The organism is Phaeobacter sp. G2 (genome assembly GCA_025163595.1).
Lineage (GTDB): Bacteria > Pseudomonadota > Alphaproteobacteria > Rhodobacterales > Rhodobacteraceae > Pseudophaeobacter.
In genome coordinates this window covers 815574-828321 of the sequence record CP104100.1, presented here as the reverse complement: position 1 = coordinate 828321, position 12748 = coordinate 815574, and the positions used below count along the sequence as shown (strand labels likewise).

Sequence of the window (12748 nt, the reverse complement as noted above, 5' to 3'; positions counted from 1 at the left end):
GATTATCCCCCCATCCGGGCTTCGATCCGGTTGACCAGCCCGGCTGGCACCTGCGCCTTGGCCAGGGCCGCCAGCATCCGCTCCTTGGCCGCATCCGGCAAGCCTGCGCTGCCTTCGACGGCGGCGACCAGTTTGGCGCGGCGCTCTTCTGACAATTCAATCAGCTCGGCCGCCGTGGCCGACCGCTCAGTCGCGGGGGTTGGCTGTGTCGTCCCTGCGTCCTGATGCAGGGGGCGCACCCGGATCCCGGCGCCCAAAAGCGGCGTACGGCCAGTCACCACTTGTCGGCCCTCCAGCCCCGCGCCGCGGATCAGCACATCATCGCCCTGTCGGCGCAGCAGCTCAACCGGCAGCGACTGCAACCGCTCTTCAGGCCCCAGCACCAGCACCGTGCCATCGGATCCCAGCGCCGAAGCCGGCACCCGCGCCACAGCCAAGAGCGGCGGCTCGCTGACCTTCACGGTGACAAAATCGCCCGGTTTGAACCCTGGCGTCAGATCCAGACTGGCATAGAGCAATCGCCCGGTTTGTCCGTCTCCCACCGCGCCGCTGGCGCGCGACAGCCGCCCCGTTGCCTCAAGCCCGGCGCCCGCCGCATCCAGAGTCACCCGTACCGGGGCTGGGCTGAGCCGATTATCAGCGCCCAGCAACCGGGCATATTGCAGGGTAGACACCCGGAATGCGGCCTCCAGTTGATCGCCATCGACCAGCTCTGCCAGTTTTTCATTGGCCGAAACCAGACGTCCTTCGACCAGGGTAACCGCCTGCAGGGTGCCATCAAATCCGGCACGCAGGGTGGTATCGGCGAGGTCGCGCTGCGCCCTGTCCAGGGCAATCTGACTGCGGGCCACCCGGGTGGCCGCCTGATCAACACGGGCCTCGGCCTGGCTGACCGCCTGGCGCCGCGAAATCACCGCCTGGCGCGCCTGCACGGCAGTGAGCTCAGCCGCCTCAACCGCTGCGGTGGTGCCAACACCACGCTCTTGCAGCTCCAACTGGCGTTGATGCGCACGGGCCCGCAACTGCGCCTGATCCTGTGTTGCCTTCAGTTCATCCTTGGCAAGGATCAGGTCGCGGGTGGCGTCGCGCTCTTCGGCGCGGGCGTCCTGCATATCGGCCTCGGCCTCTTGCAGCGCCGCCTGCATATCAGAGGGGTCGATCTGGATCAGGATCTCCCCCGCCTGGACCACGCCGCCCTCTTCAAAACGGTCGGACAAATGGATAATCCGCCCACCCTGAGCGCTGCGCAGCTCCAGCGTCCGGCGGCTTTCAACCCGGCCAAAGGCGATGAGTTCAGGCGTCACCTCTTGCAGATCGGCAGTGACGAGGTTCACCGCAAAAACCCGTTCGCGCGCTGGTGTCTTGCGCGGTTCGGCGTTGAGCCGTGTCTGCACCGCCCCCACCACCATCTGCCCCGCATAGAGCATCAGCGCAGCTGCCACTGCCGCCAGAAACAAACCCGTCAAACTATGCCGCAAAAAGCGCATGCCTTATTCCCTTTGGTGGCTGGGGATCGCCCCTGCTACCCTATCAAATATGTTTCTTTGCCAGACAAGGCGCCGCTCTGAGGGCCCCCTGCTGAGCCTCCCTGTGCCGCGCCTTATTGGCACATATCACTGTACATAGTGTGCGTCTTATTCGAATACACGCACCGTGGCGTTACTTCCGTCGCTGGGTTTCGGTCAAACGCGGCATTATTTCCACAAAATTGCAGGGGCGGTGCCGGTAATCCAGCTGCATCGCCAGGATTTCGTCCCAGCCATCCTTGCAGGCGCCGGGGCTGCCGGGCAGCGCAAACATGTAGGTGCCGCCTGCAACGCCCCCTGTGGCGCGCGATTGCACCGCCGAGGTGCCGATCTTTTTCATCGACACGATGGTAAAGACGGTGCCAAAGGCCTCGATCTCTTTTTCATAGACATCCCGGTGCGCCTCAACCGTGACATCGCGCCCTGTCAGCCCGGTGCCCCCGGTGGAAATCACCACATCCACCGCCGGGTCTGCCACCCAGGCGCGCAGCTGATCGGCGATCTCGCCCCGTTCATCCGGCATGATCTGGCGATCCGCCAGGATATGCCCCGCCGCCTGCAACCGGTCGACCAGCACCTGCCCCGAACGATCCTCCGCCAGGCTGCGACTGTCCGAGACGGTAAGGATGGCGATACGGACCGGGATGAACTCCATGGTTTCGTCGATACGTGACATAGCAGACCTCATGTCTTTTGCAAAAGCGCGAGCCTGAGTGCCAGCCCCGCAAATATACCCGCCGAGATGCGGCCCAGCCACAGACCCGCCCGCGAGGTTGGGGCCAGAAAGCGACCGGCGGCGCTGCCAAAGACGCCAACCAGCCCATTGATGACAAAGCCCCCCAGCGCCAGAACCAAGCCGTAGATCAGGAATTGCCCCAGTACCGGCCCGGCCTCGGGCACCACAAACTGTGGCACAAAGGCCAACACAAACAGGATCACCTTGGGGTTGGTCAGATTGACCCAAAACCCGGCGCGAAAGGCACGGGAGGCCGGAACCGGCGGCTGACCGGGCTGCGCCGCGCTGGCTGGCGCCTGCAGCGCGCCCCGGGCAAGATACAGCAGATAGGCCACGCCAAGCCAGCGGATCACATCAAACAGCCCTGGCATTGTATTCACAACCGCGCCCAGCCCCAGCCCGGCCAGCGCCACATGTACCATCCCGCCGGCAGAAATCCCCGCACTGGCCGCCAGCGCCGATCTGCGCCCCGACCGCAGCCCCTGCCCCAGACAGAACATCATATCAGCGCCGGGGGTGAGGTTCAGTGCCAGCGCCGCCGGCACAAAGGTCAAAAGAGTGATGGGGTCAATCATGGTGTGACGTCAAAAAAGTTAGGCTCTGGCCCCAGATTGGCGGTCAGGGTTGTGCCGATTTGACCGCGAAATCCCCAACTGTCGTGAATATGACCAAACAGAGCCAGCTGCGGCTGCAGCCGTTCCACCGCCTGCAGGATCGAAGTGGAGCCAACAGACAGCCCCAGCGAGGTCGCATCCCCCTGTCCTTTGGGCGGGGAGTGACAGATCAGGATATCAGTGCGCGCGCAGCCCGCCAGCAGCGCCTCGGCCTCAGCCTCTGACAGGTTGTAGGACCACGCGCCAAAGGGCGGCGCGGGGATACCACCGCCAAGGCCAAAGAAGTGCAGCCCGCCAAACTCCATCCCCTCACCGTGCAGGACATGCATCCCCGGCAGGGCAGCAGCGCGCATCTCCGACGCGCTTTCGGCATTGCCCGCCACAGTGATCAACGGAGGCGCGATGTCGGCCAGCAGTGCCATGGCCTGATCCAGACCTTTGCGCTGATTGCAGAAATCCCCGGCGCCAATCACCAGATCCGCCTGATCGCTGGCCGCGACCAGTGCCTCCGCATGGGCAGCAGACAGGTGCAGGTCGGAAAAGGCCAGTATTTTCATCTGCAAAGATCCCTAGTTTGGCGCGCCCAACCGCGCCTTTAATTCCAGCAAATCGGCCCAGGCCGCGCGCTTTTGCTCGGGCTGGCGCAACAGATAGGCCGGGTGGAACATCGGCAGCACTGGCTTGCCCCAGGCCTCGGCCCAATTCCCGCGCAGCCGCGAGATGCCCCGTTTGCCCAGCACCGCCTGACAACTGATATTGCCCATCAATACCAGAATGTCCGGCTGCGCCAATTCCACATGCCGCGCCAGGAAGGGCAGCATCATGTCGATCTCTTCCGCGCTGGGGTCGCGGTTTTGCTGTGGCCGCCAAGGCAACACATTGGTGATATAAACGTTTTTGGCCCGATCCAGATCAATCGCCGCCAACATCCGGTCCAGCAACTGCCCCGCCGGGCCGACAAAGGGCTTGCCCTGCTGGTCTTCTTCGCGCCCAGGGGCCTCGCCGATTACCATCACCCGCGCGCCGGGCTGACCATCGCCAAAGACCAGATTGCGCGCGCCCAGCTTGAGCTCACAATGACGAAACTCCGCCAGGGCCGCCCGCAGCGAGGGCAGTTCCGGCGCGGCAGCGGCGGCTTTGCGGGCTTCGGCCACCGGATCGACGGGTTTGGGCCTGGGGGCAACGGGGGGCGGCATACCGGGCTTTTGACCAGAGGCCTGATCCGACTGTTGCCCCTGACGCGCCTTGGGCGCAGGCGCGGCCAGCTCATAGCGGTTGACCGGCTCTTCACACAGGGCTTCGGTGGCGCCAAGCTCCACCTGCCACTCCAACAGCGCTTTGGCGCTCCAATAATCAATTGCCGATTCCATGGCCTAAGCTACCCCGCCACGCGGGTGAGCGGAACACCCCTAATGCAGGCCACCGCAGCCGCAGTGCCGCAGTCGCACCTGCGGTGATTTGGCCGGGGCAGCCGCAATCAAACCCGCCTATCGACCTTGCCCCAAAAGGCCGTGCTGCCTATAAGGTGCGACAAACAGAGCGGAGCCTGCCCAGATGTCTTCCCCAACCTCTTCCCCCCTCTCTCCCACCGGTTTTGGCCACCGCCATCTTTTGGGGATCGAGCCGCTCAAACCCCATGAGATCACCGCGATTCTGGATCTGGCCGACAGCTATGTCGATCTGAACCGCCGCCCCGAGAAACATTCAGACGCCTTGGCGGGTCTCACCCAGATCAACATGTTTTTTGAAAACTCCACCCGCACCCAGGCAAGTTTTGAGATTGCCGGCAAACGTCTGGGCGCTGATGTGATGAATATGGCGATGCAGGCCTCCTCGATCAAAAAGGGCGAGACCCTGATTGATACCGCGATGACCCTGAACGCCATGCACCCCGATCTGCTGGTGGTGCGCCATCCACATTCCGGCGCGGTGGATCTGTTGGCGCAAAAGGTCAACTGCGCGGTGCTGAATGCCGGCGACGGCAAACACGAGCACCCAACCCAGGCGCTGCTGGATGCGCTGACCATCCGCCGCGCCAAAGGTCGCCTGCACCGGCTGAACATCGCCATCTGCGGTGATGTCGCACATTCCCGCGTAGCGCGCTCAAACCTGATCCTGCTGGGCAAGATGGAAAACCGCATCCGGCTGATTGGCCCACCCACCCTGGTTCCCGGCCAATTCGCCGACTTTGGCGCCGAGATTTACGACGACATGCGCGAAGGCCTGAAAGACGTCGATGTGGTGATGATGCTGCGTTTGCAAAAGGAACGGATGGATGGCGGCTTTATCCCCTCTGAGCGCGAGTATTTTCACCGCTACGGACTGGACGCTGAAAAACTGTCCCATGCCAAACCCGATGCCATCGTCATGCACCCCGGCCCGATGAACCGAGGCGTTGAGATTGACGGCACCCTGGCCGATGACATCAACCGGTCGGTGATTCAGGAACAGGTGGAAATGGGGGTCGCCGTGCGCATGGCCGCAATGGATCTGTTGGCGCAAAACCTGCGCCAAAGCCGCAACACCCCGGCAGCAGGCTGATCCTGTGCAAGGTGTGATCGAAATTCCAGCCGAAGAGCGTGGCGTGATCCGGATTTTCAATCTGGACATGGCGCCCGAACAGGCCCGTTTCCTGCGCGAACCCGGTGCCCTGGCTCAGGTGCTGGGAATTGATGAGATTGACCTGAACCATGTGGAGATCTTCCCGGTCTCGGACCTCGAAGAGCTGGGACTGGCGGGCTATCTCACCCAGGGCTGCGGCATTGCCGAGACTGAGATCACCCCGGACCGGGAGCGGCTCGCCGCATTGCAGGGCCATGTGCTGCTGCTGCGCTCGCGCGCCTTTGGGGGTGCCGCCCGCCGCCTGACGCTCTCCAACCAGATCACCCATGTCGCCAGCTACGGTGAGCGGCCAATCAGCTGGAGCGCCCCGCCCCAGCCTGCGCCTGAGAGCAGCAAGCTCTACACCGGTGCCAGACCTTCGCCGCGCGACACCCGCGCTGCCGCCCGGCGCATTGGCGCCAGCCTTTTTACCGTGGTGATGCTGCTTATTGCCCTCACCCTCTATGTTCTGGTGTTTTGAGATGACTGTGATCGAATTCACCCCCAACCGCAGCGCCTATATCACCGCCCATGCCTGGATGGCAGCGATTGCCATGGTGGCCGGGATGGTCATTCTTTGGGCCGTTGGCAATCCTCATGTCTGGACCGGAGCCATCGGCGGCCTGGGCGCCATCGGACTGCGCGGCTGGTACATGATGAGCGAAGAACTGGCCGTGATCTGGCGGATCTCTGACGGCGTGCTAACCGGCCCCGCCGAGCGCAGGGTGCCACTGGATCAGATCGCAGCGGTCAAGACCATGGGATCCTACGTGCAGGTGATCACCAAAGGCGGTGACAAGCATCTGATCAAGTATCAATCGTCGCCCAGCACCACCGTCGCTGCCCTAAATCACGCCATCGAAAGGCCCGTTGCATGACCCTTTTCTTTATCAATGCCCGCCTGATCGACCCCGAAGCTGGCACCGATAGCCTGGGGGGCCTGCTGGTTCAGGATGGTAAGATTGCCGAACTCCTGCCCGAGGGTACGGAGCCCGCGCAACTGTTTCGTGCACGAAACATTGATACCAGCGCTGTCGAAATCATCGACTGTGAGGGTAAATGCCTCGCCCCCGGCATTGTCGATATCGGCGTCAAAGTCTGCGAGCCGGGCGAGCGCCACAAGGAAAGCTATAAGACCGCTGGCCTCGCCGCCGCCGCTGGCGGTGTGACCACCATTGTCACCCGTCCCGATACTAGCCCCAGCATCGACAGCCCGGAAACCCTGGAGTTTGTCACCCGCCGCGCCCAGGCCGACGCACCGGTGCATGTGCTGCCCATGGCGGCGCTGACCAAGGGGCGCGAAGGGCGCGAGATGACCGAGATTGGTTTTCTGATGGATGCCGGCGCGGTGGCCTTTTCCGATTGCGACCATGTGGTCAGCAATACCAAAGTGTTTTCCCGCGCGCTGACCTATGCGCGCTCGTGTGGCGCACTGGTGATTGCCCACCCGCAAGAACCCCTGCTTAGCGCCGGGGCTGCCGCAACATCGGGCAAGTTTGCCGCCCTGCGGGGGCTGCCTGCGGTGTCGCCGATGGCGGAACGCATGGGGCTGGACCGCGACATTGCGCTGCTGGAAATGACTGGCGCCAAATATCACGCCGATCAGATCACCACCGCCCGCGCCCTGCCCGCGCTGGAACGGGCCAAGGCAAACGGGCTGGACATCACCGCCGGCACCTCGATCCACCATCTGACCCTGAACGAGCTGGACGTGGCCGATTATCGCACCTTCTTTAAGGTGAAACCGCCGCTGCGATCAGAAGACGACCGGCTGGCGGTGGCCGAGGCGGTGCGCAGCGGGCTGATCGACACGATTTCCTCAATGCACACGCCGCAGGATGAAGAAAGCAAACGCCTGCCCTTTGAGGAAGCCGCCGCCGGTGCCGTGGCGCTGGAAACCCTGCTACCGGCCGCAATGCGGCTGTATCACGCAGAACTCATGGACCTGCCAACACTGTTTCGCGCCATGGCGCTGAACCCGGCCAAACGGCTGGGGCTGGCCTCGGGTCGGCTCAGCGCCGGGGCGCCGGCGGATCTGGTGCTGTTTGATCCTGACATGCCGTTTGTAATGGATCGCTTCCAGCTGAAGTCAAAATCGCAAAATACGCCCTATGATGGGCAGCGGATGCAGGGCAGAGTGCTGGCAACCTATGTCACCGGTACGCCGGTATACCGGAGAGACTGATGCCCCTGATCGAAAGTGCCGCCACCATCCTGTTGCTTTGGGCCGTGATTGGCTATCTGCTGGGGTCGATCCCCTTTGGTCTGGTTTTGACCAAGGCAATGGGGCTGGGAAACCTGCGCGAGATAGGCTCGGGCAATATTGGCACCACCAACGTGCTGCGCACCGGCAGCAAAGCCGCCGCGGCAGCGACGCTGATCCTGGATGGCGGCAAGGGCGCGGCGGCGGTGCTGTTGGCGCGTTTTCTGGCAGGCGAAGACGCGGCGCAACTGGCTGGGCTCACGGCCTTCCTCGGCCATTGCTTTCCGGTTTGGCTGAAGTTCAAGGGTGGCAAGGGGGTAGCAACCTTCCTGGGGCTGATGTTGGCACTGGCCTGGCCCGTCGGCATCGCCTGCTGCCTGATCTGGGTGGCCAGTGCCGCCATCAGCCGGATCTCCTCCCTAAGCGCCCTGATTGCAGCTCTGTCTGCACCGCTTTGGTGTTACCTGATGGGCTACCCGTCGGTGATCCTGCTTGCGGTTTTGCTGACGGCCCTGGTGTTCTGGCGCCATGGAGGCAATATCAACAGGCTGATCTCGGGAAGTGAGCCACGTATCGGGCAGAAATAGCCTGACGCCCGCCGCCGCTTAGCGCCATCCTAATGCCGCGCCTGTGGCATTAGGGGATGAGCCGTTCCAGACCGCGGCCATTGGCCCAGGTGCCGTGTAGCTCGCCGCTGGGCATGCGCACATAGACAACCGGATACTGATCCCCCCAATCCACCCAAATCACATCGCCACTGCGGGTGCCGCTGCCAGAATAGCTTTGGCTGCCGACCTGCCAATTCACCTTGATCACACCCTTGCTGTCGCGGATCTGCACCGTGCCACTATAGCTGCTGCCATCGGGATTGCGCCCCTCTGCCCGGTACAGCCCCGTAACGCTTTGGGCCAGGGCGCCGCCCGCTGCCAAGAGAGTGGATGCAAATAGTCCGGCAATCACCACCCGGCGTGACCAAAAAACATTCATCGCGAATTCCTCCTGCACACTGGCTTTACTGTGCCGCACCCCTGGCAATTTGTCAGCAAAATAAGGACCTCCGCATATTGTGATGCGCCAGGTCTGCGCATCCACGCACAGCAGTTCTGAGTATATGCGCAATCAAAAACAGTTTGATTGAACGTGATCGACCCCCTCTCCACATGGGGTCCATGACAGCCAGACAGGCGATCATACAAATCTCATACGTGCCGGTCAGCCGCTAAAGCAGCCCCTGACTGGACAGGAAAAGGAACGATCTGATGAACACATTTAAATCCCTGCTGAGCGGCGTGGCACTTTCCGTTGCAATGGCAACTTCGGCATTGGCCGCAGGCGTTGAGCTGAACGCATCCTCCACCGGTCTTGCCATGCAGGGCTACGACCCCGTCGCCTATTTCACCGACGGCGCCCCCGCCAAAGGCAGCTACAAAATCACAACTGTTTTTAATGACGCGACCTACCGCTTTGCCTCCGAAGAGCACAAAGCGCAGTTTGAGGCCAACCCCGAAGCATATCTGCCCGCATATGGCGGCTACTGCGCCTTTGGCGCCGCCATGGGCTTTAAATTCGACGGCGACCCAACCTACTGGAAAATCGTCGACAACACACTGTACCTGAACCTGTCCAAGGACATTCAGGAACGCTGGGAAGGCAATATCCCAGGCTTTGTCCAGGACGCCAACGGCCACTGGGCAAACATTGCAGACATCGAGCCTGCAGCCCTGCAGCAGTAAGCCAATCACAGGTATTTTCCTGAACTGGTAAAATGTGGAACCGGCGACGCCCAAAGGCTTCGCCGGTTTTGTTTTGGTTCAAATTAGCGTTTGGCAAGCGCCTCGATCGCTTCAGCTGTGCGTTTGGTGTTGTGGTAGACGCCCAAAAACAGATACATCATCCCGCCCATCAAAATGGCATAGATTGATCCCCCCACGAGGATTGCCAGCGCCGGCAGCAAACCGCCATTTGGCCCAGGTGCCACAAGGGCCGCGCCCGCAGCGATCAGAACCCCAAGGCACAGCAGGATCACGACAGCGCCGACGAGTTTCTCAAATAGTCCTATAAACAGATCACGCATTTCCCAAACTCCCAGATTAAAAATATCCACCACTGTGCAAGCTGCGCGCCCCTGCAATCAAGAAAAAATGCTTGACGCGACTCGACTTTCCATTCATTTCTGTCATTACAGAAAATACAGGACAGGAAAAATGAACCTCACCCCCGCCATGCAGAACTTTATCCTCCACTGGGGAGAGATGGGCTCCAAATGGGGGGTCAACCGCTCGGTGGCGCAGATCCACGCGCTGCTGCATATCTCCCCCGACGCCATGACCGCCGATGAGATCTGCGAAACGCTGAATCTGGCGCGCTCCAATGTCTCCAACGGGCTGAAAGAGCTGCAGTCCCAGGGGCTGGTCAAGGCATCACGTCAGCTGGGCGACCGACGCGATCACTTCACCTCGATCCGCGACATGTTTGATCTGGTTGATGCAGTGATCAAGGCCCGGCGCGAGCGCGAATTTGCCCCTACCCTGCGGGCGCTGGACGCGGTGATGCAAGAGGCCGAAACGGACAAAACCCCTGCGGTGGTCAAGGACCGCATGGGCGAGACCCTGCGGGTGATGCAGATGTTTGACGACTGGTATGTCGATTTTGCCCGCCTGCCCCGATCCGTGCATCTGGCAGTGCTGAAACTCGGCGCCAAGCTGGTGCGTTTCCTGCCAGGGGGTAAACCCAAGGACTAAACCTGGCGCAAAAAATTTTACCCGGAGATTTCACAAATGACAGAAATAACTGCAAGTTCATGCATCTTATTCCCCAAAGCAACAACCCCAACACAGCTGGTGGACCCGGTTGCCTTTGCCCTGGCGATTGTTGGCGGCCCGCTGGTTGTGGCAACAATTGGCGCGCCTCTGTTGGCCATCCCCGTCATGGCAGTGGTGTTTGGCGGCCCGCTTTATCTGCTCATTGGCATTCCGGTGCTGCTGGTCGACATGCGCCGCAACACAGTAACGTCAGGCAGATGGGCCATGCTGGCCTTCACCAGCTTTGTTTTACTCTGTCTGCCGATGCTCTTCTTCACCGCTCTAACCGACACAAACCAACGCATTCCCGGCTTTTTCCTCATATTCGGCAGCGCCTTCGCGCCTATTTGGGGCGCGGTCAGTGGCTATATCTATGGCAGATTTGAACGCGATTTCTACAAACAAACCATCTGACTTTGAAAGGACCTTACCCATGCTTCTTCACATCAGCCTCTACATCGGCCTCGGCCTAGTCATGGTCACCGCAATGGCGCTCATGATCCTGAAGATCGGAAAATTACTTGGGGACTGCCCCGCCTCTGGCCGCGCCGCCAGGGCTGCGGCGGTCACTATCGCCACCGGCTATGGGATGATCGGTTTTGGCGGCGTCGCCTTGGTAGGCTCCACCATTCCGCTTATGGATATGGGTGTTATTGGCGTCCTGCCCGCCCTGGGCTTTGCAGCCCTCTGCCTCGGCCTCGGCTTTGGTCACGCGGTGGCAACCCTGCGGGCCGTCGTCCGCGAAGCCCTGACCCCGCCGCACGCGGCCCCCACCACCCCCGATCCATTGGCAAGCGCCGCCTAGGATCAACAGCAGCAAGAAAAAGGGGCGTCTCAGCGGCGCCCCTATTTGTCGTTTGGTCTCTATTTAGTAGCTGTAGTCGGCGTAGATCCGGGTCAGATCGCCGCCCCAGTCACCATGATAGCGCTCCAACAGCTCATCGGCCGGCACTTTGCCGCTGTCCAGACTGTCTTTCAGCGCGTTGAGGAAATGGGTCTCATCGGGCACCAAGCCACCAGCGCCGGGACGGGCGCGGTTTTTCAGGCCGGAGTTTGAAATCGCCACCACTTCGCGGGCCAGATCATGCATCTTGATGCCGTTGGCCTCAGCCTGCAGCCCGTCGCGGGAGGCCGCGACCCGAAACTCTTCGCGGGTTTCGCCGTCCCAGCCCTTGACCAGATCCCAGGCCGCATCCAGCGCGCCTTGGTCATAGGTCAGGCCCACCCAAAAGGCCGGCAGCGCACAAAGACGCCGCCAGGGGCCACCATCGGCGCCGCGCATTTCCATGTATTTCTTGATCCGCGCCTCGGGGAAGGCGGTGGTCAGGTGATCCGCCCAGTCGGACATGGTGGGGGTTTCACCGGGCAGAGCTGGCAGTTTGCCCTGCAAAAAGTCGCGAAAGGACATGCCCAGCGCATTGATATATTCGCCGTCGCGGTAGACAAAATACATCGGCACATCGAGCGCATATTGCACATAAGATTCAAAGCCAAAGCCTTCGTCAAAGACAAAGGGCAACATCCCGGTGCGGCTGTCGTCCAGATGCCGCCAGATCTTGCTGCGCCAGCTCTTATGGCCGTTGGGCTTGCCCTCAAAGAAGGGCGAATTGGCAAACAGTGCGGTGGCCACCGGCTGCAGCGCCAGGGCAACGCGCAGCTTCTGCACCATGTCTGCCTCGGAGCCAAAGTCGATATTGACCTGCACCGTGGTGGTGCGGCGCATCATGTCGCGGCCCATGGTGCCAACCTTGGCCATGTAGTCATTCATCAGCCGGTAACGGCCCTTGGGCATCAGCGGCATTTCGTCATGGGACCAGATCGGGGCTGCCCCCAGACCGATAAAGCCAACGCCAATCTTGTCCGAGATATCCTTGACCTCGCGCAGGTGGGTGTTCACCTCGTCGCAGGTCTCGTGAATGGTCTCCAGCGGCGCGCCTGACAGCTCCAGGGCACCGCCCGGCTCGAGGCTCACATTGGCACCGTCTTTTTCCAGCCCGATCAGCTTGCCGCCTTCGGTGACCTCAGACCAGCCATAGCTGTCGCGCAGCCCCTGCAGAACCGCCACAATCGAGCGCTCCCCCTCAAAGGGCAGCGGCTTTAACGTGTCTTTGCAATAGCCGAACTTCTCGTGCTCGGTGCCGATGCGCCAGGCATCGCGTGGCTTGCAGCCACTGGCCAGATACTCAGCCAGATCTTCGTGGCGCTCAATGGGTCCGCCGCCGGACTGGGGAATGGACATGCCGGGCACTCCGTCCTGTTGGGTTGGT

At 61.6% G+C, this 12748-nt stretch carries 17 protein-coding genes; 9 read left to right on the top strand and 8 right to left on the bottom strand.

The features are described from left to right. Positions 1 to 2 precede the first annotated feature (2 nt). The 5 genes from N1037_04065 to N1037_04045 form a co-directional block, all read right to left on the bottom strand. Positions 3 to 1487, bottom strand: coding sequence for an HlyD family efflux transporter periplasmic adaptor subunit (locus N1037_04065; protein ID UWS80215.1), 1485 nt, complete (start codon positions 1485 to 1487; stop codon positions 3 to 5). 172 nt (positions 1488 to 1659) lie between these two features. After that, positions 1660 to 2202, bottom strand: coding sequence for a molybdenum cofactor biosynthesis protein B (gene moaB / locus N1037_04060; protein ID UWS80214.1), 543 nt, complete (start codon positions 2200 to 2202; stop codon positions 1660 to 1662). Between the two features lie 8 nt (positions 2203 to 2210). Then, complete coding sequence (locus tag N1037_04055; protein ID UWS80213.1) at positions 2211 to 2837, bottom strand: LysE family translocator; 627 nt, start codon at positions 2835 to 2837, stop codon at positions 2211 to 2213. Continuing rightward, positions 2834 to 3433 (bottom strand): metallophosphoesterase family protein, encoded by a 600-nt coding sequence (locus N1037_04050; GenBank protein UWS80212.1) that lies wholly within the window; start codon positions 3431 to 3433, stop codon positions 2834 to 2836. The genes N1037_04055 and N1037_04050 overlap by 4 nt, the downstream gene beginning before the upstream one ends. A gap of 12 nt (positions 3434 to 3445) precedes the next feature. Beyond that, complete coding sequence (locus tag N1037_04045) at positions 3446 to 4246, bottom strand: uracil-DNA glycosylase (GenBank protein ID UWS80211.1); 801 nt, start codon at positions 4244 to 4246, stop codon at positions 3446 to 3448. A 184-nt stretch (positions 4247 to 4430) separates the two neighbouring features. Between N1037_04045 and N1037_04040 the strand changes: the two genes are divergently transcribed. From N1037_04040 to plsY, 5 genes are read left to right on the top strand one after another with little or no spacing between them, the layout of a single operon-like run. Continuing rightward, the gene (locus N1037_04040; protein ID UWS80210.1) at positions 4431 to 5417 is read left to right on the top strand and encodes an aspartate carbamoyltransferase catalytic subunit; all 987 of its coding nucleotides are present in this window, start codon (positions 4431 to 4433) and stop codon (positions 5415 to 5417) included. A 4-nt stretch (positions 5418 to 5421) separates the two neighbouring features. After that, positions 5422 to 5958, top strand: a complete 537-nt coding sequence (locus N1037_04035) for a hypothetical protein (GenBank protein ID UWS80209.1) — start codon at positions 5422 to 5424, stop codon at positions 5956 to 5958. A gap of 1 nt (position 5959) precedes the next feature. Beyond that, positions 5960 to 6355 (top strand): hypothetical protein, encoded by a 396-nt coding sequence (locus N1037_04030; protein UWS80208.1) that lies wholly within the window; start codon positions 5960 to 5962, stop codon positions 6353 to 6355. Beyond that, positions 6352 to 7662 carry a dihydroorotase gene (gene pyrC, locus N1037_04025; protein UWS80207.1) on the top strand — a complete coding sequence of 437 codons (1311 nt, stop codon included), beginning with the start codon at positions 6352 to 6354 and terminating at the stop codon, positions 7660 to 7662. The genes N1037_04030 and pyrC overlap by 4 nt, the downstream gene beginning before the upstream one ends. After that, the gene (gene plsY / locus N1037_04020) at positions 7662 to 8267 is read left to right on the top strand and encodes a glycerol-3-phosphate 1-O-acyltransferase PlsY (protein ID UWS80206.1); all 606 of its coding nucleotides are present in this window, start codon (positions 7662 to 7664) and stop codon (positions 8265 to 8267) included. The genes pyrC and plsY overlap by 1 nt, the downstream gene beginning before the upstream one ends. A 49-nt stretch (positions 8268 to 8316) precedes the next feature. On the opposite strand, the gene N1037_04015 is transcribed toward plsY, so the two are convergent. Next, positions 8317 to 8667 (bottom strand): hypothetical protein, encoded by a 351-nt coding sequence (locus N1037_04015; GenBank protein UWS80205.1) that lies wholly within the window; start codon positions 8665 to 8667, stop codon positions 8317 to 8319. A 272-nt stretch (positions 8668 to 8939) separates the two neighbouring features. On the opposite strand from N1037_04015, the gene N1037_04010 reads away from it, so the two are divergent. Beyond that, complete coding sequence (locus N1037_04010) at positions 8940 to 9413, top strand: hypothetical protein (GenBank protein UWS80204.1); 474 nt, start codon at positions 8940 to 8942, stop codon at positions 9411 to 9413. Positions 9414 to 9496: 83 nt separating this feature from the next. Here N1037_04010 and N1037_04005 read toward each other — a convergent pair whose 3' ends face one another. Further along, entirely contained in the window at positions 9497 to 9754 is a 258-nt protein-coding gene (locus N1037_04005) for a hypothetical protein (GenBank protein UWS80203.1), read from the bottom strand. Positions 9755 to 9884: 130 nt separating this feature from the next. On the opposite strand from N1037_04005, the gene N1037_04000 reads away from it, so the two are divergent. From N1037_04000 to N1037_03990, 3 genes are read left to right on the top strand one after another with little or no spacing between them, the layout of a single operon-like run. Next, positions 9885 to 10421 carry a MarR family transcriptional regulator gene (locus N1037_04000; protein UWS80202.1) on the top strand — a complete coding sequence of 179 codons (537 nt, stop codon included), beginning with the start codon at positions 9885 to 9887 and terminating at the stop codon, positions 10419 to 10421. 36 nt (positions 10422 to 10457) lie between these two features. Then, positions 10458 to 10895 (top strand): hypothetical protein, encoded by a 438-nt coding sequence (locus N1037_03995; GenBank protein UWS80201.1) that lies wholly within the window; start codon positions 10458 to 10460, stop codon positions 10893 to 10895. 19 nt (positions 10896 to 10914) lie between these two features. After that, entirely contained in the window at positions 10915 to 11286 is a 372-nt protein-coding gene (locus tag N1037_03990) for a hypothetical protein (protein UWS80200.1), read from the top strand. 63 nt (positions 11287 to 11349) lie between these two features. Here N1037_03990 and N1037_03985 read toward each other — a convergent pair whose 3' ends face one another. Beyond that, a complete protein-coding gene (locus N1037_03985) occupies positions 11350 to 12720 on the bottom strand; it encodes a glutamate--cysteine ligase (protein ID UWS80199.1) in 1371 nt (456 codons plus the stop codon). Positions 12721 to 12748 lie beyond the last annotated feature (28 nt).

What these genes read in the sequence shown, in the direction of transcription:
- N1037_03995 (UWS80201.1), top strand. Translation starts at nt 10,458, where the DNA reads ATGACAGAAATAACTGCAAGTTCATGCATCTTATTCCCCAAAGCAACA.
- N1037_04005 (UWS80203.1), bottom strand. Translation starts at nt 9,754, where the DNA reads ATGCGTGATCTGTTTATAGGACTATTTGAGAAACTCGTCGGCGCTGTC.
- N1037_04015 (UWS80205.1), bottom strand. Translation starts at nt 8,667, where the DNA reads ATGAATGTTTTTTGGTCACGCCGGGTGGTGATTGCCGGACTATTTGCA.
- N1037_04040 (UWS80210.1), top strand. Translation starts at nt 4,431, where the DNA reads ATGTCTTCCCCAACCTCTTCCCCCCTCTCTCCCACCGGTTTTGGCCAC.
- pyrC (UWS80207.1), top strand. Translation starts at nt 6,352, where the DNA reads ATGACCCTTTTCTTTATCAATGCCCGCCTGATCGACCCCGAAGCTGGC.
- N1037_04055 (UWS80213.1), bottom strand. Translation starts at nt 2,837, where the DNA reads ATGATTGACCCCATCACTCTTTTGACCTTTGTGCCGGCGGCGCTGGCA.
- N1037_04050 (UWS80212.1), bottom strand. Translation starts at nt 3,433, where the DNA reads ATGAAAATACTGGCCTTTTCCGACCTGCACCTGTCTGCTGCCCATGCG.
- N1037_03985 (UWS80199.1), bottom strand. Translation starts at nt 12,720, where the DNA reads ATGTCCATTCCCCAGTCCGGCGGCGGACCCATTGAGCGCCACGAAGAT.
- N1037_03990 (UWS80200.1), top strand. Translation starts at nt 10,915, where the DNA reads ATGCTTCTTCACATCAGCCTCTACATCGGCCTCGGCCTAGTCATGGTC.
- plsY (UWS80206.1), top strand. Translation starts at nt 7,662, where the DNA reads ATGCCCCTGATCGAAAGTGCCGCCACCATCCTGTTGCTTTGGGCCGTG.
- N1037_04000 (UWS80202.1), top strand. Translation starts at nt 9,885, where the DNA reads ATGAACCTCACCCCCGCCATGCAGAACTTTATCCTCCACTGGGGAGAG.
- N1037_04065 (UWS80215.1), bottom strand. Translation starts at nt 1,487, where the DNA reads ATGCGCTTTTTGCGGCATAGTTTGACGGGTTTGTTTCTGGCGGCAGTG.
- moaB (UWS80214.1), bottom strand. Translation starts at nt 2,202, where the DNA reads ATGTCACGTATCGACGAAACCATGGAGTTCATCCCGGTCCGTATCGCC.
- N1037_04045 (UWS80211.1), bottom strand. Translation starts at nt 4,246, where the DNA reads ATGGAATCGGCAATTGATTATTGGAGCGCCAAAGCGCTGTTGGAGTGG.
- N1037_04010 (UWS80204.1), top strand. Translation starts at nt 8,940, where the DNA reads ATGAACACATTTAAATCCCTGCTGAGCGGCGTGGCACTTTCCGTTGCA.
- N1037_04030 (UWS80208.1), top strand. Translation starts at nt 5,960, where the DNA reads ATGACTGTGATCGAATTCACCCCCAACCGCAGCGCCTATATCACCGCC.